The organism is Methylobacterium marchantiae (genome assembly GCF_042679825.1).
GTDB classification, from domain to species: Bacteria; Pseudomonadota; Alphaproteobacteria; order Rhizobiales; family Beijerinckiaceae; genus Methylobacterium; species Methylobacterium marchantiae.
Window position 1 is genome coordinate 58,026 of the sequence record NZ_JBHTND010000010.1, and the last position, 20,192, is coordinate 78,217.

Annotated in this window: 25 protein-coding genes and 1 pseudogene; 16 read left to right on the plus strand and 10 right to left on the minus strand. The window is 67.7% G+C overall.

Annotation, left to right across the window (positions count from 1 at the left end; genetic code table 11):
* Nucleotides 1-7: 7 nt before the first annotated feature.
* Nucleotides 8-223 carry an MbtH family protein gene (locus ACFQ4G_RS09260; protein ID WP_238209083.1) on the minus strand — a complete coding sequence of 72 codons (216 nt, stop codon included), beginning with the start codon at nt 221-223 and terminating at the stop codon, nt 8-10.
* A gap of 224 nt (nt 224-447) precedes the next feature.
* Between ACFQ4G_RS09260 and ACFQ4G_RS09265 the strand changes: the two genes are divergently transcribed.
* From ACFQ4G_RS09265 to ACFQ4G_RS09280, 4 genes are read left to right on the plus strand one after another with little or no spacing between them, the layout of a single operon-like run.
* Nucleotides 448-1,830 carry a lysine N(6)-hydroxylase/L-ornithine N(5)-oxygenase family protein gene (locus tag ACFQ4G_RS09265; RefSeq protein ID WP_238209084.1) on the plus strand — a complete coding sequence of 461 codons (1,383 nt, stop codon included), beginning with the start codon at nt 448-450 and terminating at the stop codon, nt 1,828-1,830.
* Nucleotides 1,831-1,883: 53 nt separating this feature from the next.
* Nucleotides 1,884-2,735 (plus strand): ATP-binding cassette domain-containing protein, encoded by an 852-nt coding sequence (locus tag ACFQ4G_RS09270; protein WP_379040125.1) that lies wholly within the window; start codon nt 1,884-1,886, stop codon nt 2,733-2,735.
* A 53-nt stretch (nt 2,736-2,788) separates the two neighbouring features.
* Nucleotides 2,789-3,019 carry a hypothetical protein gene (locus ACFQ4G_RS09275; RefSeq protein WP_238209086.1) on the plus strand — a complete coding sequence of 77 codons (231 nt, stop codon included), beginning with the start codon at nt 2,789-2,791 and terminating at the stop codon, nt 3,017-3,019.
* A 14-nt stretch (nt 3,020-3,033) separates the two neighbouring features.
* Complete coding sequence (locus ACFQ4G_RS09280) at nt 3,034-3,228, plus strand: DUF3606 domain-containing protein (protein ID WP_238209107.1); 195 nt, start codon at nt 3,034-3,036, stop codon at nt 3,226-3,228.
* 2,731 nt (nt 3,229-5,959) lie between these two features.
* On the opposite strand, the gene ACFQ4G_RS09285 is transcribed toward ACFQ4G_RS09280, so the two are convergent.
* Complete coding sequence (locus tag ACFQ4G_RS09285) at nt 5,960-6,103, minus strand: hypothetical protein (RefSeq protein ID WP_238209087.1); 144 nt, start codon at nt 6,101-6,103, stop codon at nt 5,960-5,962.
* A 191-nt stretch (nt 6,104-6,294) separates the two neighbouring features.
* Between ACFQ4G_RS09285 and ACFQ4G_RS09290 the strand changes: the two genes are divergently transcribed.
* Together ACFQ4G_RS09290 and ACFQ4G_RS09295 are read left to right on the plus strand one after the other, a co-directional pair.
* Nucleotides 6,295-7,050, plus strand: a complete 756-nt coding sequence (locus ACFQ4G_RS09290) for a hypothetical protein (RefSeq protein ID WP_238209088.1) — start codon at nt 6,295-6,297, stop codon at nt 7,048-7,050.
* Nucleotides 6,983-8,260 (plus strand): DNA-packaging protein, encoded by a 1,278-nt coding sequence (locus ACFQ4G_RS09295; protein WP_238209089.1) that lies wholly within the window; start codon nt 6,983-6,985, stop codon nt 8,258-8,260. Before ACFQ4G_RS09290 ends, ACFQ4G_RS09295 begins: the two co-directional genes overlap by 68 nt.
* A gap of 12 nt (nt 8,261-8,272) precedes the next feature.
* Here the strand turns inward: ACFQ4G_RS09295 and ACFQ4G_RS09300 are convergent, their stop codons facing one another.
* Together ACFQ4G_RS09300 and ACFQ4G_RS09305 are read right to left on the minus strand one after the other, a co-directional pair.
* Nucleotides 8,273-8,509, minus strand: coding sequence for a hypothetical protein (locus tag ACFQ4G_RS09300; protein WP_238209090.1), 237 nt, complete (start codon nt 8,507-8,509; stop codon nt 8,273-8,275).
* Nucleotides 8,510-8,584: 75 nt separating this feature from the next.
* Complete coding sequence (locus ACFQ4G_RS09305) at nt 8,585-9,886, minus strand: S8 family serine peptidase (RefSeq protein ID WP_238209091.1); 1,302 nt, start codon at nt 9,884-9,886, stop codon at nt 8,585-8,587.
* A gap of 215 nt (nt 9,887-10,101) precedes the next feature.
* On the opposite strand from ACFQ4G_RS09305, the gene ACFQ4G_RS09310 reads away from it, so the two are divergent.
* Nucleotides 10,102-11,268 (plus strand): phage portal protein, encoded by a 1,167-nt coding sequence (locus ACFQ4G_RS09310; RefSeq protein WP_238209092.1) that lies wholly within the window; start codon nt 10,102-10,104, stop codon nt 11,266-11,268.
* On the opposite strand, the pseudogene ACFQ4G_RS09315 reads toward ACFQ4G_RS09310, so the two are convergent.
* The 4 genes and pseudogenes from ACFQ4G_RS09315 to ACFQ4G_RS09330 all read right to left on the minus strand — a co-directional run.
* Nucleotides 11,269-11,577: pseudogene (locus ACFQ4G_RS09315) on the minus strand (YybH family protein); the annotation flags it as partial.
* A 15-nt stretch (nt 11,578-11,592) separates the two neighbouring features.
* The gene (locus ACFQ4G_RS09320) at nt 11,593-11,994 is read right to left on the minus strand and encodes a hypothetical protein (RefSeq protein ID WP_238209094.1); all 402 of its coding nucleotides are present in this window, start codon (nt 11,992-11,994) and stop codon (nt 11,593-11,595) included.
* A 39-nt stretch (nt 11,995-12,033) separates the two neighbouring features.
* Nucleotides 12,034-12,444 carry a type II toxin-antitoxin system VapC family toxin gene (locus ACFQ4G_RS09325; protein WP_238209095.1) on the minus strand — a complete coding sequence of 137 codons (411 nt, stop codon included), beginning with the start codon at nt 12,442-12,444 and terminating at the stop codon, nt 12,034-12,036.
* The gene (locus ACFQ4G_RS09330; protein ID WP_238209096.1) at nt 12,441-12,737 is read right to left on the minus strand and encodes a type II toxin-antitoxin system VapB family antitoxin; all 297 of its coding nucleotides are present in this window, start codon (nt 12,735-12,737) and stop codon (nt 12,441-12,443) included. The genes ACFQ4G_RS09325 and ACFQ4G_RS09330 overlap by 4 nt, the downstream gene beginning before the upstream one ends.
* A gap of 22 nt (nt 12,738-12,759) precedes the next feature.
* Between ACFQ4G_RS09330 and ACFQ4G_RS09335 the strand changes: the two genes are divergently transcribed.
* The 3 genes from ACFQ4G_RS09335 (at nt 12,760) to ACFQ4G_RS09345 (ending at nt 15,135) form a co-directional block, all read left to right on the plus strand.
* Nucleotides 12,760-13,308: an HK97 family phage prohead protease gene (locus ACFQ4G_RS09335; protein WP_238209097.1), complete on the plus strand. Its 549-nt coding sequence runs from the start codon at nt 12,760-12,762 to the stop codon at nt 13,306-13,308.
* Nucleotides 13,308-14,612, plus strand: coding sequence for a phage major capsid protein (locus tag ACFQ4G_RS09340; protein WP_238209108.1), 1,305 nt, complete (start codon nt 13,308-13,310; stop codon nt 14,610-14,612). The genes ACFQ4G_RS09335 and ACFQ4G_RS09340 overlap by 1 nt, the downstream gene beginning before the upstream one ends.
* Nucleotides 14,613-14,886: 274 nt before the next feature.
* Complete coding sequence (locus ACFQ4G_RS09345; RefSeq protein WP_238209098.1) at nt 14,887-15,135, plus strand: hypothetical protein; 249 nt, start codon at nt 14,887-14,889, stop codon at nt 15,133-15,135.
* Nucleotides 15,136-15,160: 25 nt separating this feature from the next.
* Here ACFQ4G_RS09345 and ACFQ4G_RS09350 read toward each other — a convergent pair whose 3' ends face one another.
* Together ACFQ4G_RS09350 and ACFQ4G_RS09355 are read right to left on the minus strand one after the other, a co-directional pair.
* Complete coding sequence (locus ACFQ4G_RS09350) at nt 15,161-16,024, minus strand: S1 family peptidase (protein WP_238209099.1); 864 nt, start codon at nt 16,022-16,024, stop codon at nt 15,161-15,163.
* Between the two features lie 97 nt (nt 16,025-16,121).
* Nucleotides 16,122-16,895 carry a S1 family peptidase gene (locus ACFQ4G_RS09355; protein WP_238209100.1) on the minus strand — a complete coding sequence of 258 codons (774 nt, stop codon included), beginning with the start codon at nt 16,893-16,895 and terminating at the stop codon, nt 16,122-16,124.
* 39 nt (nt 16,896-16,934) lie between these two features.
* On the opposite strand from ACFQ4G_RS09355, the gene ACFQ4G_RS09360 reads away from it, so the two are divergent.
* The 6 genes from ACFQ4G_RS09360 (at nt 16,935) to ACFQ4G_RS09385 (ending at nt 19,338) form a co-directional block, all read left to right on the plus strand.
* Nucleotides 16,935-17,495, plus strand: coding sequence for a head-tail connector protein (locus ACFQ4G_RS09360; protein WP_238209101.1), 561 nt, complete (start codon nt 16,935-16,937; stop codon nt 17,493-17,495).
* 23 nt (nt 17,496-17,518) lie between these two features.
* The gene (locus tag ACFQ4G_RS09365; protein WP_238209102.1) at nt 17,519-17,869 is read left to right on the plus strand and encodes a head-tail adaptor protein; all 351 of its coding nucleotides are present in this window, start codon (nt 17,519-17,521) and stop codon (nt 17,867-17,869) included.
* Nucleotides 17,866-18,306, plus strand: coding sequence for a tail completion protein gp17 (gene gp17 / locus ACFQ4G_RS09370; protein WP_238209103.1), 441 nt, complete (start codon nt 17,866-17,868; stop codon nt 18,304-18,306). Before ACFQ4G_RS09365 ends, gp17 begins: the two co-directional genes overlap by 4 nt.
* 86 nt (nt 18,307-18,392) lie before the next feature.
* Complete coding sequence (locus tag ACFQ4G_RS09375; RefSeq protein ID WP_238209104.1) at nt 18,393-18,800, plus strand: phage major tail protein, TP901-1 family; 408 nt, start codon at nt 18,393-18,395, stop codon at nt 18,798-18,800.
* Nucleotides 18,800-19,123, plus strand: a complete 324-nt coding sequence (locus ACFQ4G_RS09380) for a gene transfer agent family protein (RefSeq protein ID WP_238209105.1) — start codon at nt 18,800-18,802, stop codon at nt 19,121-19,123. The genes ACFQ4G_RS09375 and ACFQ4G_RS09380 overlap by 1 nt, the downstream gene beginning before the upstream one ends.
* Complete coding sequence (locus ACFQ4G_RS09385) at nt 19,120-19,338, plus strand: phage tail assembly chaperone (RefSeq protein WP_379040126.1); 219 nt, start codon at nt 19,120-19,122, stop codon at nt 19,336-19,338. Before ACFQ4G_RS09380 ends, ACFQ4G_RS09385 begins: the two co-directional genes overlap by 4 nt.
* Nucleotides 19,339-20,192: the final 854 nt, after the last annotated feature.

The window sequence follows — 20,192 nt, forward strand, 5'->3', positions numbered from 1 at the left end:
GGGCGGTTCAGGCCCGGGCGTCGCCGTCGAGGGCGCGGCGCAGGCTGAGCGGCCGCATGTCGGTCCAGACCGTCTCGACATGGGCGAGGCAGGCCGCGCGGGTGCCGGAAAAACCCGCGTCTTTCCAACCGTTTGGCACCGGACGATGGGCCGGCCAGACCGAGTATTGCTCCTCGCCGTTGATCACGACGAGGAACGTCGCTTCGCTGTCGTCGAGTGCCATGGCGCCGTGCTCCGCGAATGGATCGTGTCGAAGCCCAAGACGGTGCCGGCCCGCGGAAATTTAAGCGGCGGCGCACAATTTTTCCGGGCCGGTCCTAAATCCCTCCCCCGCCCGAACGTCCTCTCGCCTGAAGGCCCGTATCGGCCGCCGGCAGAATTCGGCGGATCGCAGTGCCGGTTTTCCCCGATCGCGAGGCCGTTCGGTGCAGGAATGGAGGTTCGGTGATGACGGAATCCTACGACCCCTCGGACACCTCCTTCCTTTTGCGCGGCAGCTTCCGGGACGAGGGAGGCGGGCGCGGGGAGGATGACGGCGCGCCGGTCTACGATGCGCTCGGTGTCGGCTTCGGGCCGTCGAACCTGTCGCTCGCCATCGCCCTCGACGAGGCCGGCCGGCGGCGGGGCCATCAGCCGCGGGTGCGCTTCCTGGAGCGCCAGGGCGAGTTCCTGTGGCACGGCGGGATGCTCCTGCCGGATAGCGGAATGCAGATCTCGTTCCTGAAGGACCTCGTGACCCTGCGCGACCCGACGAGCCCCTACACCTTCGTCAATTATCTCCACGTCCATGGGCGGCTGATCGACTACATCAACCGCAAGTCGTTCTTCCCGAGCCGGATCGAGTTCAACGCCTATCTACGCTGGGTCGCCGGGCATTTCGCCGATCGCTGCGATTACGGGGAGGCGGTGCTCGCCGTCGAGCCGGAGGGGCGCGGCGACGGCATCCGCCACCTGCTGGTCCATTCGCGAAAGGCGGATGGCCGCGAGCGGACGAGGCGGACCCGCGCCGTCATCCTCGCCACCGGCGGCGAGCCGCGCATCCTGCCGGTCTTCGAGGACCTGCAGGGCAGCGCCAGGATGTTCCACTCCTCGCGCTACCTGGCGCGGATCGGCGACGTGCCGCTGCCGGAGGGCGCCGCGCGCCGTCCGCGCATCGCCGTCATCGGCGCCGGCCAGACCGCGGCCGAGCTCTTCCTCGACCTCCAGAGCCGCATCCCCGCCGCCGACATCGCGATGATCTTCCGCGGGCAGGCGCTGAAGCCCGCCGACGACAGCCCCTTCGTCAACGAGATCTTCAACCCGGACTTCACCGATTTCGTCTACGGCCAGCCCGAGCCCCATCGCCGGGCGATCATCGACGAGTTCCGCGGCACCAACTATTCGGTGATCGACACCGACCTGCTGACGCGGATCTTCGACATCCTCTACCAGCAGAAGGTCTGCGGCGAGCATCGCCATGCCCTGAGGCCGCGGACCACCGTGGTCGGGGCCGCGGAGGGGGCCGAGGGGATCGTCCTCGAAACCCTGGACGGCGCCACCGGCCTCACCGCGCAGGAGCCCTACGATGCCGTGATCCTGGCGACCGGCTATCGCCGCGACCACCTCGACACGATCATGCCGGCGCTGGCCCCGCATCTGACCGACGGCGCCATCGGGCGCGACTATCGCCTCGCCACCCGCCCCGGCTTCGAGCCGGCCATCTACCTCCAGGGTTTCAGCGAGCCGACCCACGGCCTGAGCGATACCCTCTTGTCCATCCTGGTCATGCGGGGGCATGAGATCGCCCAGTCGCTCCTCGCCGACCGGCACAGGGCGGCCGCGCGGGCCTGACGCGGCCCGCGTTCCACCGTGCTTCCTGTCTTCCAGACTCGAACGGGCCAACGATGTCCTTGAGCCGAGCCGAGTCCTTGAGCCGAGCCGACGCGGATTCCCGCCACGATGCCGCGCCGGGGCTGCGGGACGAGGCGGTCTACGCCCTCGACGGCGTCGGCTTCTCGGTTCCCGGCCGCGTGCTGCTGCAGCCGCTGACCCTCTCGATCCCCGCCGGCCGGGTCATCGGCCTCATCGGCCATAACGGGTCGGGCAAATCGACCCTGATCAAGCTGCTCGGCCGCCAGCAGGCCCCGAGCACCGGCCGCATCCTGTTCAGGGGCGACCCGATCGCGACCCTGGGGGACCGCGCCTTCGCCCGCGAGGTCGCCTACCTGCCGCAGACGACGCCGCTGGCGCCCGGCCTGCTGGTGCGGGAACTCGTCGCCATGGGCCGCTATCCCTGGCACGGGGCTTTGGGCCGGACGGGCCCGGCCGACCGCGAGGCCATCGCCGAGGCGATGCGCCTCACCAAGGTGACGCCCTTCGCCGAGCGCATGGTGGACAGCCTCTCGGGCGGCGAGCGCCAGCGCGTCTGGCTCGCCATGCTGGTGGCGCAGAACGCGCGCTGCCTCCTCCTCGACGAGCCGATCGCCGCCCTCGACATCGCCCACCAGATCGAGGTGCTCGCCCTCGTGCGCCACCTGTCCCGCGAGCGCGGGCTGACCGTCATCGTCGTGCTGCACGACGTGAACATGGCGGCCACCACCTGCGACGACCTCATCGCCCTGCATGGCGGACGCCTCATCGCCCGCGGAACGCCGGCGGAGATCGTGACGCCGGAGCGGCTGGAGGCGATCTACGGCGTCCGCATGGGGGTCTTCCCCCATCCGAGGACGGGGGTGGCGCTGAGCTATCTCGACTGAGCCGAACCGCCCGCGATTCTCGTGCGTTGCCCCGGCGGAACAGGGAGCGGCGCATGTCCGAGAACACCAAGGCGAACGAGGATCCGGCCTCGTCGACCGACGACCAGCGGAACGGCCAAGTCTCGAGGAACGGCCAAGTCTCGAAGAACGCGGGACCGCCGAAGACTCCGGAATCCGAGAGCGCCGCCACCGGCCCGAAGGACACGGTGACCGGCCAGGTCCGGGAAACGCCCGACGAGCCGAGCGACCGCCCCGGCACCGAAGCCGAGGAAGCCCGCCGATGAGCGCGACAGATTCCATGCCCGATTCCCGCCCCGAGGCACCCGGCACGGTCGCCCTGACCGAACCGAGGGACAAGGCCTATTGGGCCCGCACCTTCCAGACCCCCATCGAAGACGTCGAGGCGGCCGTGGCCGCCGTGGGGCACGACCCGGCCAGGGTCGCCGAGCGGCTGGGGAGGCCTTGGCCGGCGGAGGAGAGCGGGATCGTTTGAACGGGATTGCGCGGGTCGGACGCTGGCGGTGAGTGTTTCTGGCGCGGGGGGCTTTCGACCCGACCGAGACGCCCGAGCTTCCATCGGCGTTGCCAGAAAGCGGACCTAAACTCGCCCTCTCGTGAATGGCGAAGGCTCATCCTCGGCGGATCTTGGGTGAACGGGACCTCTGGATTACGATATCGTCGTGGTCATGAGGTCGTGCGCATGAGAGGACTTGCACCGCTCGCCGTCGTAGTTCTCTGTTTTTTGGCCGGCAATGCCCTGGCAATAGCACTTTATCGGCGCGTTCGTCGAAAATTGCAGGGCAGATACCCTTACGGCTTCGGGGTATTCGGTCGCTCAATCACCGTATCACGAGACGAGGCTCGCTTTTTCAAGATCGATGAGAACGACATCCCCCTCATAGAGGCAACGCGAAGCTACCTCACGATCGGGCTGGTCGCCCTGATGATTACTTCGTTTTTCTTACTTATAGTAGTTCATCATCTTTTTCCTTGATGATTTGGTTTCTGCTTTTCTCACCTGGCCGTAGAGCGAACCACTCGGTGTCGACCGATGTCAGCTGCGAGAAATGTCATAAGGATTTCCTAAAAGTGGTCATAGGGCAGCAGCTACTCGCAATCGGCTTGGGGCGGAAAGCCAAGGTCGATGGCAATTCAGAAGAGAACTCTCCTCGTCACAACTCTTACTGCCGTTCAGCCAACCACAGAAGCATGCCGTAGCAACTAATTCCTTAACTGAATGGATGTAACTGTAGGAGTAGGAGGTGCGGCTGGAAGAGCTTGTATTATAGTAATTGTAGAAAGTAGGGAGAAATTTCGCTTAGAAATAACATCGTCGTCTCTTATCGAATACCAGACTCCGCGTCGTTCGTAGCTAACGAAAGCATTTGAAAGGGGAGCGCTAGATGTTTGCACTAGAATCAGAGCTCGCTGACTTGCAACTCGCCTGAAATCGTATTGTATCATACTTGCTGACGCTGTCGATAAGATCGACTTATAATAAATCTGCCATGCATCCGGCGCACTTAGTTCATCACGTCCAAGGAAGTAAAAATCCTGCAAGCAGCTTCCCTGATGCCGATTTTCATTGATGACGCGATCAATCTCTTCGCTCGGCAAGAAGGCAATGTCGTGATCGTTGCCACTAACGCTTAACGCTCCTTGTGCCGACCTAGGAAGAATATATGTTTCTCTAGATTTTGTCGGACTCGTAATCAAGAGAATTTCTTTACTATTACCCTGCTTAAATATCGCAGTGAGCTGCGACCACAAATGACGAGCCAGTGTCGCATAAGATTCTGCTCTGTAGCACAGAATAAGGGCGTCTTCTGCATTACCGGCTACCGGCCTACTCACCATTCCTGAAGGATTATACCGCACCGATACTACATCAAGGCCGACTTGCTGGATCGTAATGGCTCCGAGTGTATCGAGAGAGTTCAACATCGTTATAGCTCTAAAATAGTCTCCAAATTCGGGTGTGAACCGATTCAATGTTAGTATTAAGAGCGGCAGCATCGGCGCGTTGGAGCTAGATAGCTGGAATATGCTGTTTATCGATATTGGTGTAGATATTTGCCTAATTAACTCGAAGCCTGTGGTTGTTGAATATTTGACAACAGGCTGTTCATTCACGCTAACCATGCTTGTTAATGCGCCGATCGGGAGCAGAGCTCCCAGGTTACTAGACCCCCCATTTAGACTCGCCGATATACTTTTGTTGCTGGTGATGTCTGCCACACTCAAAAAAGTAGGGTTCTCGCGATTGTAGACACGAACTAGGTTAATCAGCGTCTGCTGCGCAGACGTATAATTCACGGCTTCATTATACTCCTGTCGTTCGGCGACAATTCCAACCACCCCGATGCCAGTGCATCCCACTTGAAAACAGATAAGCACTAACATTGCCGCTAGAGATCGGACTTTCACGGGTCACCTATGCGCTATTTTACATCACTGATTTACACAAATCGCTGAAGTTAGCTGGATAAAAATAAAACTGTGTTCAAGTATTTAATCTGGATATCGATCTGGTCGAGGCCCACCGGGTGGCATTCTTTCACGCTTATCGTCCTTGCGTTTCTCTTCGTCTTCCCGATCCGCATCAGGCTTCTCGTCTCGCCTACGGTCCTTCTTGTCATCCGAATCATAGTCCGGGTCGACTCGATCTGGGTAGCGATCCTGCGGCAACTGCGTCATTTTCGCCTCCTTGCTCAGAGCAATAGTTCCGCAGACATCAACATTCGTAAAGCGTCTTTTCCGACACACTGAAGATTTTGTAATGAATTTTAGCTCATATTGATGCGAAGATTTAACTTCAGGAATTATTTTAGTTTAATGGAATTATATCAAAATATCACAGATGTACATCATGCGCATTAGCAATTAACTGCAAAAATACACAATATAGATATTGCTTGGTAGTTTTAAATCGGATTTAAATTGACTACCGTTTACGCTGCAATAACTATCGGAGAGGCATAGCTTAAGATGCACCTCAATCCTGGTGGTTTCCGTCCGATCTCACTCATCCAAAATGATCAGGCATCCAGCGAACCAACGCATTGCGTTCGCAAAGACGTCGTGAGCGGGCGCGACGGCTGCGCCTGCTTCTTTCAACTCTCGATCAAAGGCCGACCGTCACAACCCACCCAACGCAGACCTTCAAGGTGGAGCCTAGACCGTCACATTTGCCCTCAGGCGGCGACATCCGCCAGCGGTTCGATTCAATCCAGCTCCGGGTCGATCTTCGCAAGCAGGGTTTCGCTCTCGACCTCGGCCTGGAGGTCGAGCCAGAGTGGGTGCGACGTGCCGAAGGAGCGGGCCGGCCGGAGGGCCGTGTCGGTGCCGATGCCGATCTCCTCCTTCACGGTGCGCGCGATGCGCGATCGGGGCAGGCCGAGCGCCTTGGCGAGCGCGCCCGCGCTCGGTTCGAACGTGGCCGTTTCCCTGAACCCGCGATATGATAAAATCCTGATGATAGGAATTTATGCTTGCAAGCGTGACGCTCCTGGGGTACCAATGAGGAACGCTCAAGAAGTGTGACGAGAGGGGACGAGAGATGGGCCGCCCCGCCGAGACCATCAGGATCGCCGCCAAGCTGATGCGGGAGACGACGATGACCGGCATCGAGGTCGCGGCCCGGACGGGCGTCACCTCGAGGACGATCAGCGACTGGAACCGCCGGTACGGCTGGCGCCAGACCGCGAGGGACTCGAAGCGTCGGCTCGATCCGAGGAGCTGGGGGCCCGCGAGGCGGATGGCCGTGGCGCGGCTCTACGCGATGCCCGAGGTCGCGGCCGGCACGCTCGCCGTGGCGCTGGGCGGCACCGTCAGCGGCGCCTCGGCCCTGTTCCGCGCCTGCGGTTTCGGCGACAAGCCGCGGGCGCGCCCGGGCAGGCCTTCGGCGCCGGACGAGTCTCTTCCACCGGCCCCGCTGTCGGGCGAGGAGCTGGACTCGGCGTTGCGCGAGCATATCGGCCGCCAGATCGCGCGGTTCGACGCGGCCCTGGCCGGCGACGCGCCGCCCGCGCTGGATTCGGCGAAGGTGCTGCGCGATCTCGGCGGCCTGAAGCGGCTGCTCGACGACCTCGCGAGCGATGAACGGGAGTGGATCGATGACGCGTCCCGCTTCCCGGCCGATGACGACGAAGACGACGACGACGAGGGCGACGACGGGTCCGACGCCCTGCCCGCCCTGCGCGCGGCAATCGCGGCGCGCTATGCGGCATGCCTCGGCGAGCGGCCGGATGCCGGGCTTCCTGGCGAGCCTGCCGCCGAACCTGATCCGCGCGCTGGCCTCGGACTGGCTCCATAACGCCCGGACCGACCAGCTCCCGCCCTGCCCGTCGCAGGGTGACTGGACCACCTGGGCGGTGATCGGCGGGCGCGGCTCGGGCAAGACCCGCACCGGGGCCGAATGGGTGCGGGCCCTGGCCAATGGCGACCCGGCTTTCTGCACCCAGGCGGTGGGCCGCATCGCCCTCGTCGGCGAGACCTATGCCGACGTGCGCGACGTGATGATCGAGGGGCCGTCCGGCCTGCTGTCGCTGGCGGGGCCGCGGCCGCATTGGGCGCCCTCGCGGCGCCGGCTGGAATGGGACAACGGCGCCGTGGCGATGGCCTTCTCGGCCGAGGAGCCCGACACCCTGCGCGGTCCGCAATTCGGTGCCGCCTGGTCCGACGAGATCGCCAAATGGCGCCGGCCGGACGCCGCCTACGACATGATCCAGTTCGGCCTGCGCCTCGGCGACCGGCCGCGCAACCTCGTCACCACGACGCCCCGGCCGATCCCGCTGATCCGCCGCATCCTCGCCGACCCGCTCACGGTGGTGAGCCGCTCGCGCACCGCCGACAATGCGGCCAACCTGGCGCCGTCCTTCCTCGACACGGTGGTGGGCCGCTATGCCGGCACCCGGCTCGGGCGCCAGGAACTCGACGGCGAGCTGATCGAGGACCGTCCCGACGCCCTGTGGACGCGGGAGGGAATCGAGGCCGCGCGCATCGACCGGGCGCCGGATTTCGGCCGCATCGTCGTCGCCGTGGACCCGCCGGCCTCCTCGAAGGCGGGGGCCGATGCCTGCGGGATCGTCGCCGTGGGGCTCGGCTCCAACGGGCACGCCTACGTCATCGCCGACGCCACCCTGAGTCGGGCGAGCCCGCAGGCCTGGGCCGGCGCGGCTCTGGCCCTCTACCACCGCCTGGAGGCGGACAGCCTCGTGGTCGAGGTCAACCAGGGCGGCGAGATGGCCATCGCCGTCATCGCCGAGGTGGATGCCTCGGTGCCGGTGGTTCCGGTGCGGGCGACGCGGGGCAAGTATCTCCGGGCCGAGCCGGTCTCGATCCTCTACGCCCAGGGCCGCATCCACCATGTGGGCAGCCTGCCGGCGCTCGAGGACGAGCTCTGCGATTTCGGCCCGGACGGCCTCTCCAGCGGCGCCTCGCCCGACCGCCTCGACGCCCTGGTCTGGGCGCTCACCCACCTGATGCTGGGGCAGAGGTCGGAGCCCCGGATCAGGCGGATGTGAGCGGCGCGTGTCCTATGAGCGCGCGGCCCGGCCGGGGGACGGCATCGCGGCGACGGTCCGGTCGGGCTCCAGTGTCAGGCCCGAGATTCGCCTGAGACCCGCCACCGCGCCACTGTCGATGGACCCGCTGACGATGCCCAAGTCTTCGTAGGCCGCATGCACGACCAGGCCGAGCCCCTCGGCCTCCTTCAGGATGGCCTGGAAACGATCCGGGTCACTCACCGACATATTCAGCGCGACCTGAGTCATCGGATTACTCCTCGTGTCCGGGCCGCCGTCTCGAAGGGGCTCGTCACACGTGCGAATATAGGCTTCGGCCGACCGTTACGCGAGTGGCGCCTGGATCAGGCCGGCACCGACATCCTTGCTGTCGGCGGACAAGGGCTTGGCCCGCTGCATCAGGTACGCCCAGAGGGAGCGACCCCGTGCCGATGGCGCGGATTCCGAGAAGAGCGCGGCAATGCCCGCCGCGTGAGGCGCGGCCATGCTGGTTCCGTCGAGCGCCTTGTAGAAGTCGGGAGAGGGCCAACTCGACATGACATCCATCCCCGGGGCAGCAAGGTCGATCTTGCCGCCGCCAGGATTGAGACCGGCATTCGAGAACCAGGCAATCTTCAGACTGCGATCCACCGCAGCGACGGAGAAGATGTCGGGGCAATTGGCCGGATGACTGACGGGATTGATCTTCCCCCGGGCGCGATCGCTGTCGTTGCCCGCGGCCGCGACGATCAGCGAGCCCTTGGCCAGCGCCCGCGCGGCAATCTGCTGAAAGACCGCCGAATAGGCCTGCCCACGTTCGACGGCGCTGCCCAGGGACAGCGAGATGACCTCGCAATCATGGGACAGAGCCCATTGGAGGCCGGCGATGATGCCGGCATCCGTGCCGCGTCCGCTATTGTCGAGAACCTTGCCGACATAGAGGTCGGCATCGTAGGCGATGCCATAGCGTGGCAGGTGTTGGGGCCTGCGCGCACCGACCGCCAGTCCGCAGCAATGGGTCCCGTGGCCGTTGCCGTCCTGAACTCCCTGGCCGGCGATGAAGGACTGCGAAACGATGGTCCGGCCGGTGAAATCCGGATGGGTCAGGTCGAGCCCCGTATCGAGGACGGCGATCTTGATGCCGCGTCCCGTGAAGCGGCTGTCGGGGACGCGTGTCGCCTGCAACCCCCAGGACAACTGACTTTCGTCATAGGCGATGTCCTGCATCCGGGTGCCGAGGCCGCCGCCGCCCGGCTCGGCGCCCGTCATCGTGTCGTAGAGGTGATTGACGGCATCGCGATACCCGCGAAGGTAATCCAGATCCACGGTTCCATAGGTGTGGACGTAGCGCTCGGGCTCCATCAGATGCAGGGCCGACGATTGCGCGACGGCGGAATTGACGGCGGCGATCTGATCCGGCGGTGAGTTGACGACGGCGACTCCGAGTTCGTGAAAGACGATCCCCTCGCCCTCAGCGATGGAAATCTCGTCGATCTGAAGAGCTTCGGAACCTCCGATGCTCTGGAGCTTGAGCCCGGCCATGTCGTTGAGATGGCTCTGCGCGGCGTTCGCTTCATCGGACCCGAGCAAGATCAGGTAACGGCCCGTCAAACGCTCGATCGACCCGGCCATGGGATGGGAGGACACGATCGGCTGAATACCGGGTCCCGCGGATCTGGATTGCCCGCCCTGTGATCGTGACTTCGATCCGCGCCCCTTGCTCATGATTCCGCCTCCCCGAGATCGCCGCTCAAGCTCCGACAGGTCCCTCAAGGCCTTCGGGCGTCGGTGAGCGTCGCCGCATTTCGGGAACGATGCAACTCTAAATACGCGATGCAATTCTGAGTGAGGGCGCCTTGTCCATGCCGAACCTTCTCACCCGCCTCGCGCGGGCCACCTTCTCCGTGCCCGGCACCAAGGCGGCTCCGGTCTCCGGCATCGGCCTCGCCTTCTACGGCGAGGGCCGGGCGGTCTGGACGGCGCGGGATTTCGGGGCGCTGGCCCGCGAGGGCTTCCAGCGCAACGCCATCGTCCACCGGGCGGTGCGGCTGGTGGCGGAGGCCGCGGCCTCCCTGCCGCTGGTGCTGACGGACCGGCCGGAGCCGCATCCGCTCACGGCCCTCCTCGCCCGGCCCAATGCCCGCGAGGGCGGCGCGCGCCTGCTGGAGACGCTGTACGGCCATCTCATGGTCTCGGGGAACGCCTATCTCGAAGCGGTGAGCCTCGACGGCACCCCGCGCGAGCTGCACGCCCTGCGCCCGGACCGGATGCGGGTGGTGCCCGGCCCCGACGGCTGGCCCATCGCCTACGACTATAACGTGGGCGGACGCACCCTGCGCCACGACCAGCTCCGCGAGGGCGTGCCGCCGATCCTGCATCTCACCCTGTTCCACCCGGCGGACGACCATTACGGCCTCTCGCCGATGGAGGCGGCGGCCGTGGCGCTCGACATCCACAATGCCGCCGGGGCCTGGAACAAGGCGCTCCTCGACAATGCCGCGCGGCCCTCCGGCGCACTGGTCTACGCCACCTCCAACGGCGCGACCTTGAGCGAGGCGCAGTTCACGCGTCTCAAGGGCGAGCTCGAGGCCAATTACCAGGGGGCCGCCAATGCCGGCCGGCCCCTGCTGCTGGAGGGCGGCCTCGACTGGAAGCCGCTCTCGCTCTCGCCCAAGGACATGGATTTCGTGGAGGCCAAGGCGGCGGCCGCCCGCGAGATCGCCCTGGCCTTCGGCGTCCCGCCCCTGCTGCTGGGCCTGTCGGGCGACAACACCCACGCCAACTACGCCGAGGCCAACCGTGCCTTCTACCGCCAGACGGTGATCCCGCTGGCGCGCCGCACCGCCGAGAGCCTGGCGCAATGGTTGGAGCCCGCCTTCGGCCCCGCCCGGCTGGAACCCGATCTCGACGCGATCGAGGCGCTGGCACCGGAGCGGGAATCGCTCTGGCGCCGGGTGCAGGCGGCGGATTTCCTCACCGAGGCGGAGAAGCGCGAGGCGGTGGGCTACGGGGCGGCCACGCCGGCCTGATCAGTTCCAGCTGTGCAGGACGGTGCGCCAGCCGTCGCCCTGCCGCTCCAGCACGTTGACCCAGTTGCCTTCGAAGGCCTTCTTCGCGCCGCCCTCGCCGGGGCCGTTCATGGCCCAGCGGCCGGTGACGAGGAGCAGGTCGCCCTTCATCTGCGCCGACTTCACCTGGATCTCGGGGTCGTCGAACCCCTTCGCCTTCAGCCCGGCGAAGAACGCGCCGATCCCCTCGGCGCCGGACACGGCGGCCCCCTTCGGGATCACCATGGCATCGGTCGCGTAGAGCCCCTTGAGGCCATCCATGTCGCCGGAATTGTAGGTCTGGTCTCAGCGGGACGCCGCGGCCTGGGCTTCCGCGGTCGGATCGGCGGCCGATGCGACGGTCGGCAGAATCAGGCACAGCAGGACAGCAGGACAGCCGGACAGCCGGACAGCCGGACAGCCGGACAGCCGGACAGCCGTGCCGCGCAGCTTATTTGTCAGGCGCATGCCAGTCCCCACTTCGTGATTCGCATCGAGCCGGACGCGAATATTGTCTTTGCCCTGTGAATAGAGAAGCGAAAGCTCGATACGTATTCGCAATATTGGTCGATCATCCTGACCCGCATGCTGCAGATCGAGTGCCGCTTCGCGGGTGACGAGACATCCTCCGTCGCTGATGCATGGCGCGACGTGCTCCCTCTCCTTCCAGGAGAGGGGACCCGCGCGGCCCGCGAGATGTGTGGCCATCGCAGCCATCGCGGCGGAGGAGCGCGAGGCGGTGGGTCGTTAGGAGCGTTTCGCCCGAACGATGTCCGTGAGGATAAAATCGTCTCCCTTGGACAGCAGGGCCGCACCCTGTGCTTTCGCGCAGGCATAGGCGTGGCAATCGCCCATGTTGAGGGCCGCCGGATGCCGGCCTTCGCCGAAGCGCTCATAGGCTTCGGCGGCGAGTTCGAACTCGCGCCCGGCAATCGGAACGAGCCGGATGTTCGCTTCCTCGCAGGTGAGGCGCACCTGTTCGCGGGCTGCCTCGACGGTGAAGGCGTAGCTGCGCACGAGGCCGGCGATGGTTTCCCAGAGCGATAGCGCCGAACACACTCTGTCCGGATCGTCCTCCAGGACATCCGCGAGGGTATCGGCCTCCGCCTCGCCGGCGATGAGCGCGATCAGGGCGGAGGCATCGACGAAGAGAGTCATTCCCCGCTCAACTCGTCGAAGAAAGCCTTGTCGGCGGCCTGCCCCGTGGGCTTCGGCAGCGGATGGCGGGCACGCAAGGCGGCGAGGCGTTCGCGCAGCGGCACCGGTGGGCTCAGCCGGCCAAGTTCGGCCGTGACGGCCCGGCGCACGGCCTCGGACTTGGTCACGCCGGTCGCTTTCGCAAGCTTTGCCACGAGCCCCGCCGTCTCATCGTCCTCGATGTGGAGCGGCATGCGGGAATCCAGGGATAGCCTCGTCTCGAGGAGATGATCCCACTGCGTTCCACCCGTCATCCCCCTCGATCCGGAGCCCGCCATGGACGGCCATTTCACCGGCTATGCCAGCCTGTTCGGCGTGGCCGATCTCGGCAACGACGTGGTGTCGGCGGGAGCCTTCGCGGCGAGCCTCGGGCAGCGCGGGGCCGCCGGCGTGCGGATGCTGTTCCAGCACGATCCGGCCGAGCCGATCGGGCGCTGGCTCTCCCTGCGGGAGGATGCGCGCGGCCTGCGCGTCGAGGGGGTGATCAACCTCGCCGTCCAGCGCGGGCGCGAGGTCGACGCGCTGATGCGCGAGGGCGGCCTCGACGGGCTGTCCATCGGCTTTCGCACCCTGCGGTCGAGCCCTCAGCGCGGGGGCCTGCGCCGCCTCCTGGCGATCGACCTGTGGGAGATCTCCCTCGTCACCTTTCCCCTCCTGCCCGGGGCGCGCGCCGCGGTGCCGGAGGGGCCGGCGGCGCCGCTCGCCATGGAGCTGCGCGCCTTCGCCCGCCGGCTCGCCCCGCGTGGCTCGCCCTCCGCCCGGCCGGTCGTCGCGCGGACGGTCGCTGCCCTTTCCTCCTCCGTCCCACCCAAGAGGTTCGCATGATGCTCCAGCTTTCGCAGACCGCCGCTTCCGCCGCCCCGGAGACCAAGGCCGACCCGACCTTCCCCCTCGAGAACAAGGCGGCGCGCCCCGCCTCCGACGCCGAGGTGGGCGCGGCCATGGGCGAACTCTCCCGCGCCTTCGAGGCCTTCAAGGAGACCAACGACAGCCGCCTCGCCGAATTGGAGGGCCGCCGCCCGGGCGACGTCCTCACCGAGGAGAAGCTCGCCCGCATCGATGCGGCCCTCGACAGCGCCCGACACCGCCTCGACCGGCTGACCCTCGACGGGCGCCGTCCTCCCCTGGGCGGGGACGGGCCGGCTCGTCCGGACCCGGCTTCCGTCGAGCACAAGGCCGCCTTCGACCTCTATGTCCGCGCCGGGGAGAGCGGCGGCCTCAAGCGCCTGGAGGAGAAGGCGCTCTCGGCCGGCTCGGGCCCCGATGGCGGCTATCTCGTGCCGCAGACGGTGGAACGCGACGTGCTGCGGCGCCTCGCCAACCTCTCGCCGATCCGGGCGCTCGCCACCGTGCGCACCATCTCCGGCGGGCTCTACAAGCGCGCCGTCTCCACCACCGATGCCGTCTCGGGCTGGGTCGCCGAGACCGCGGCGCGGCCCCAGACCGACGCACCGGCCCTTTCCGAGCTGAGCTTCCCGGCCATGGAACTCTACGCCATGCCGGCGGCGACCCAGACGCTCCTCGACGATGCCATCGTCGATATCGATGCCTGGCTCGCCGACGAGGTCGAGACCGCCTTCGCCGAGCAGGAGAGCGTGGCTTTCGTCACCGGCAACGGCATCAGCCGCCCGCGCGGCTTCCTCGCCGTGGACAATGTGGCGAATTCGGCCTGGGTGCCGGGCAAGCTCGGCTTCGTCGGCACCGGTGCGGCCGGGGCCTTCCCCACCGCCAACCCGTCGGACGTGCTGTTCGACCTCGTCTATGCGTTGCGCGCCGGCTACCGCCAGAACGCCAGCTTCGTGATGAACCGCAAGGTCCAGAGCACGATCCGCAAGATGAAGGACGCCGACGGCAACTACCTGTGGCAGCCGCCGCTCTCGGCCGACCGGGTCGCGACCCTGCTCGGCTTCCCCGTGGCGGAGGCCGAGGCGATGCCGGATGCGGCGGCCAGCAGCCTCTCGATCGCCTTCGGCGACTTCAAGCGCGGCTACCTGATCGTGGACCGTGCCGGCCTGCGGGTCCTGCGCGACCCCTATTCCGCCAAGCCCTACGTGCTGTTCTACACGACCAAGCGCGTGGGCGGCGGCGTGCAGGATTTCGACGCGATCAAGCTGCTGAAATTCGCGTGAGATGCGATCGCCTCCGGGACTCCGTCCCGGGGGCGGCTCCCCGCACCGGCGCAGAACCTGACGTATGGCGAGGCCCACCACCGGTTGTGGATTTCAGGGTACAACTCCTGGATTTCAACGCATCGCTGTGCCCGTTCAGGGAGGAAGGCCTTCTCAGTTCGCACGATTGCCCTAGAAATAAATCTCAGGTTGATTTTTTGGGACGACGAGCATGGCCGAACTGTGCTGGATGCCCTCGACCTCGAAGTCTACACCCCTGACGCAGGAGCGTGACATGGTTGCCTCGCGTGACAAACTGCTAGCGTCCCAGCCGGCTGCCGTGGCGGCCAAGGAAGCCTTCGTGGCCGAGTACATCACGGGCCGGGTCGATTGCTCCGTGGGGTTGGGCGTGAACCAGAACGGCGACGACTGGACCATGAAGGTCTTCGCGCACTCCCCGGCCGCGGCCCGGGAGCTACCCCATCATTTCCGCGACTTCGATGTCGAGGTTCAGGTGACGGGCCCCGCCGTCGCCTACGAGTAGGGGCGCGTCGGTCGGATGCGGCGCCTCAGCGCCGTCCCGGCCGCGCCATCCAGTCGGACCGGTTGGAGCGGCGGAAGCCGCCGGTGGCGTCGCCCGACTGGAGCTGTGCCATCTCGGCGGCGCGCGACGTGATCCAGCTCGCATGCTCGCCGATGGGCGTCACCGCCGTGAAGCCGCCGCAGGCGGTGCGGGCGCGCTTGTCCTGGCGCATGGCCCCGCTCGACCAGCTGACCACGCCGACGATCTGGTAGCCGCCGGGGCCGCCGCGCAGGATCGGCCCGCCGGAATCGCCGAGGCAGGCGCCGGCGCCCGCCGTCTCCGCGAGCTTGCGCCGGTCGGTCACCACCGTGACGGTGTTGGCCACCTGGAGCGAGCCGATGGAAACCAGATGCGCCTGGCGCAGGGTGCGGGCGGTGTTGCGGCGGTTCTCGGCCACCACGCCGAAGCCGGCGATGTCCACCGCCTCTCCGGTGCCGATGGTGCCGCCGCCGCGCGGGTCGAGGGGCTGGAAGTCGGCGCCCAGGGGCTCGGACAGCTTGATCAGGGCGAGGTCGATGCCCGGCTGGTCCTCGGGCGTGGTGCCGGGCACGAAATCGGGATGCATCGACGCCGCGATGGCGAGGATGCGGCGCTGGCGGAACGAGCGGTCGACGGCGATCACGCTGTAACCGGCCTGATGCATCACGCAATGGGCGGCGGTGAGGACGAGATCGGGACCGATGAGCGTGCCCGAGCAGATCTCGCCCTGGGTGCTCTCGATGCGGACCACCGAGGCGCGCAGGCCGTTGGGATCGCGCGAGACTTCGCCGTTGATGACGGCCAGCGCCGGCGCCGGAATCAGTCCGACCAAAGCCGTGACGACGGCCCTGCGGAGCGCGGTCGCGAACATCGTGTCTCTCCCGCGCCCGGCCTGAACCCCGGACGTCCCTAAAATCGAACCTAGCCTAAGGCAATGACCCGGCCAAGCTCCGGGTTCCGTCGCCGCGTCACGGGGCCGACCAGCGGGCCGAGATCCCCCAGCCCGCGAGCGTCCGGTCGATCCAGTCGCGCTGCGGTCCGAGCAGGATGCCCTGCGAGATGCCGGTACAGGCGCCGCTTCCGACCCACGCGGAGACGGCGAGCGGCACGGTGCCGGGTGCGGCCGAGATCGGCCCGCCGGAATCGCCCTGGCAAGCACCTGACACCTCGCCGGACTTTCCGCCGGACGGCTTCATCCACACGAGAACCCGGCTCTGTCCGTAAGGCTCGACCACCGGCAGCGTGGCGCTGCGGAAGGTGCCGGTGCTGCGCGCCTCGCCGGGCTTCGACACACCGTAGCCGGCGAGAATCAGGGTCTCGCCGGCGCGCGGCATCGCATCGCTCAACGGGGTCGGCCGGAAGCGGGCGGGCAGCGGCGTCGCGGTGCGGACGAGGGCCAGATCGATGGAACGCCGGCGGCCGGCGATGGCGCCGGCATCGTAGCCGGGATGGATGGCGCGCGATGCGAGGTCGAGCAGCACCGGCTGACCGGCCTCGTCGCGGAAATGCACCCGGTGCTCGGTCCCCGCCTTGCGCGCGCCGCCCGCCACGCAATGGGCCGCCGTCAGCACCGCGTCCTGCGCCACGACGATCCCGCTGCACACGCCGCCATTCGACGACAGCACCATCACGGCCGAGGCGGCCGATTCCGGCGCGTCGCGCCCGCCGACCACGGCGCAGGCGGGCGCGGCGGCGAGCCCGAGCATCAGCGCCAGCCCGGTCGAACGTCCGTCGAGAGCCATTCCGCCTGTTCCTCTCCACCTCCCCACCCGGAGACGACGATGATCCCGATACGCGTCGACGCCGCCATCGTCGAGCCGGTCAGCCTGGCCGACATGCGCCGCCACCTGCGGCTCGACCCCGACAATACCGACGAGGACGCGCTGGTGGAGAGCCTGATCGCCTCGGCCCGCGCCATGGTCGAGCTGGCGACGCGGCGCGTCCTGGCGCCCGGGCGCTATCGGCTGATGCTCACCGCCTGGCCCGCGGACTCCGTCGTGCCCCTGCCGCTGAGCCCCGTCGTCGCCCTGGCGAGTGCCGGCTCGGTGGATGCGACGGGCGTCGTGACCGCCTTCGATTCCGGCCTCGTCCGGCTCGGCCCGGATACCGTCGAGGCGCCGGCGCTCGTCGTCTCGCCCGCCCTTCCCTCCCTCTCCCAGGCGGCGGCCCTCATCGAGGTCGATGCCGGCCATGGCGGCGCGGGTCCGCCCGTGCCGCCGGGACTCGCCCAGGCGATCCGGCTCCTCGCGGCCCATGGATTCGAGCATCGCGGCGACCTGCCCGTCGCCCTTCCGCCGGTGGTGGAGGCGCTGATCGCGCCGCACCGCCGGATCCGCCTTTGATCCTCGATCCCCGGAGCTCCGCCATGACGCACCCGCCCATCGGCGCGCGGCGCCGCCGCTACGTGCTCGAACGCTTCGTCGACGACCCGGACGGGTTCGGCGGGTATCTGCGCCGCTACGTCGCCGGCCCGCTCCTGTGGGGGACCCTCGACGGGACGGGCCAGTCCGAGCGTGCGCGCGGCGGCCGCTCGGATGCGGTGGCGACCCATCGCATCCGCATCGCCTACCGGGCCGACGTGACGCCGTCCATGCGGCTCGTCTCCGGCCCGCGCCGCTTCGCGATCCGCGCGGCGGGAGACCCCGACGGGCGCGGGCGCGACCTCGTCTGCGAGGTCGAGGAACTGATCGAGGCCGGAGCGGGGGCGACGTCATGAGCGAGGCCCTGTCCCTTCCCGCCAATCCGCTCCTGGCGCTACGGGCGGCCATCCTCGCCGCCCTCGGCGAGGATGCCGAACTCGGCCGGCTGATGGGCGGCCATGTCCGCATCCACGACGAGCCGCCGCGCGGCGCCGCGCCGGTCTACGCCCTGTTCGGCCCCTCGGAGATGCGCGACGATTCCGTCGACGGCGCGCTCCGCCATACCCATCGCCTCGGGCTGATCCTGTTCGGGAAGCCCGGTTCCGGCCGCAGCGCCATCGAGGCCGCCGGCCGCGCCGCCGCGCTCCTGCACGAGGCGCTCCTGGCACCCGCCGGCCATGCCCTCTCGCTCCTGAGGGTCGAGGCGCTGTCGTCCCAGCGTGACGAGCGCAGCGGCGAGACCCGCGCCACCCTCACCCTCCAGGCCGTCACCGAGCGGCTGCCGACCTCCTGAGCGGGTTCGCGTCTTTGAAACGACGCAGGTTTTGTTGCGCAGAACCGGCGACCACCTTTGCGAAACCTGCTTCAAGGAGCGACCCCATGAGTGCCCAGAAAGGCAAGGACCTCCTCATCCGGATCAGCGAGGGGGCGGGTTTCACGGCGGTGGCCGGCCTGCGCGCGCGGCAGCTCGCCTTCAATGCCGAGACCGTCGACGTGACCTCCGCCGATTCCGTCGGGCGCTGGCGTGAGCTGCTGGCCGGGGCCGGGGTGCGCCGGGCCGCGGTCTCGGGGTCCGGCGTCTTCCGGGACGAGGCCTCCGATGCGCGGCTGCGCCAGATGTTCTTCGACGGCATCATCGACACGCTGCAGATCGTGGTGCCCGCCTTCGGCACGATCCAGGGCCCGTTCCAGATCACCAGCCTGGAATATCGCGGCGACCATGCCGGCGAGGTGACCTTCGACATGGCCCTCGACTCGGCCGGCCCCCTCACCTTCGCGAGCCTGTGATGGCGAACCGCAGGCGCGGAGAGGTCTCCGTCGCGATCGGCGACCGGCGCTACACCCTGTGCCTCACCCTCGGAGCCCTGGCGGAGCTGGAAGCGGCCCTCGGCGCCTCCGACCTCACCGGCCTCGCCGCGCGGTTCGCGCAGGGGCAGCTCGCCAGCCGCGACCTCATCGCGCTCCTCGGCGCGACCCTGCGCGGCGGCGGCCACGACCTCGACGACGAGGCGGTGGCGCGGCTGCCGCTCTCGGGCGGGATCGAGCCGATCGCCACGGCCCTCGGCGAAGCGCTCGCGGCCGCCTTCGGGGCCGACTCGCCGGACCCTTGAATCCCACGGGCGGGCCTGCGCCGGAGGCCTCCTCCGCCTTCCCGTGGGACGAGGCGATGGCGCTGGGCCTGGGCATCCTGCGCTGGAGCCCGCGCGATTTCTGGGCGGCGACGCCCCGCGAATTGATCGCCGCCACCGGTCGAGAGGGTCGACGCGACGCGACCCGTGCCGCCGACCTGCGGAGGCTGATGGATGCCTATCCAGATCCGTCGTGACGTCCCCCTTCCCGGCCGCCTGCAGCGAAGCGAAAGGTGAGCCGGGACCCGGCACGAGAAGCGCCGCGAAGGCGGCTCGTGCCGGGCGGTGCCACGGATGCTTCGCGACTTCCTCGGATGGGCCCCGGATCGCCCTCCGCTTCGCTCCGGGCGTCCGGGGACTCGGGAAGGGTGGATGCCAAAGCCCAACCCGTGAGACAGGCCCCCCTTCCCGGCCGCCTGCAGCGAAGCGGAAGGTGAGCCGGGACCCAGCACGACGAGCGCCGCGAAAGCGGCTCGTGCCGGGCGGTGCCACGGATGCTTCGCGACTTCCTCGGATGGGCCCCGGATCGCCCTCCGCTTCGCTCCGGGCGTCCGGGGACTCGGGAGGGTGGATGCCAAAGCCCAACCCGTGAGACAGCCCCCCCTTCCCGGCCGCCTGCAGCGAAGCGGAAGGTGAGCCGGGACCCAGCACGACGAGCGCCGCGAAAGCGGCTCGTGCCGGGCGGCGCCACGGATGCTTCGCGGCTTCCTGGGATGGGCCCCGGACCGTCCTCCGCTGCGCTCCGGGCGTCCGGGGACTCGGGAGGGTGGATGCCAAAGCCCGATCCGTGAGACAGGCCCCCCTTCCCGGACGCCTGCAGCGAAGCGGAAGGTGAGCCGGGACCCGGCACGACGAGCGCCGCGAAAGCGGCTCGTGCCGGGCGGTGCCACGGATGCTTCGCGACTTCCTCGGATGGACCCCGGATCGTCCTCCGCTGCGCTCCGGGCGTCTGGGGACTCGGGAGGGTGGATGCCAAAGCCCAACCCGTGAGACAGCCCCCCCTTCCCGGCCGCCTGCAGCGAAGCGGAAGGTGAGCCGGGACCCAGCACGA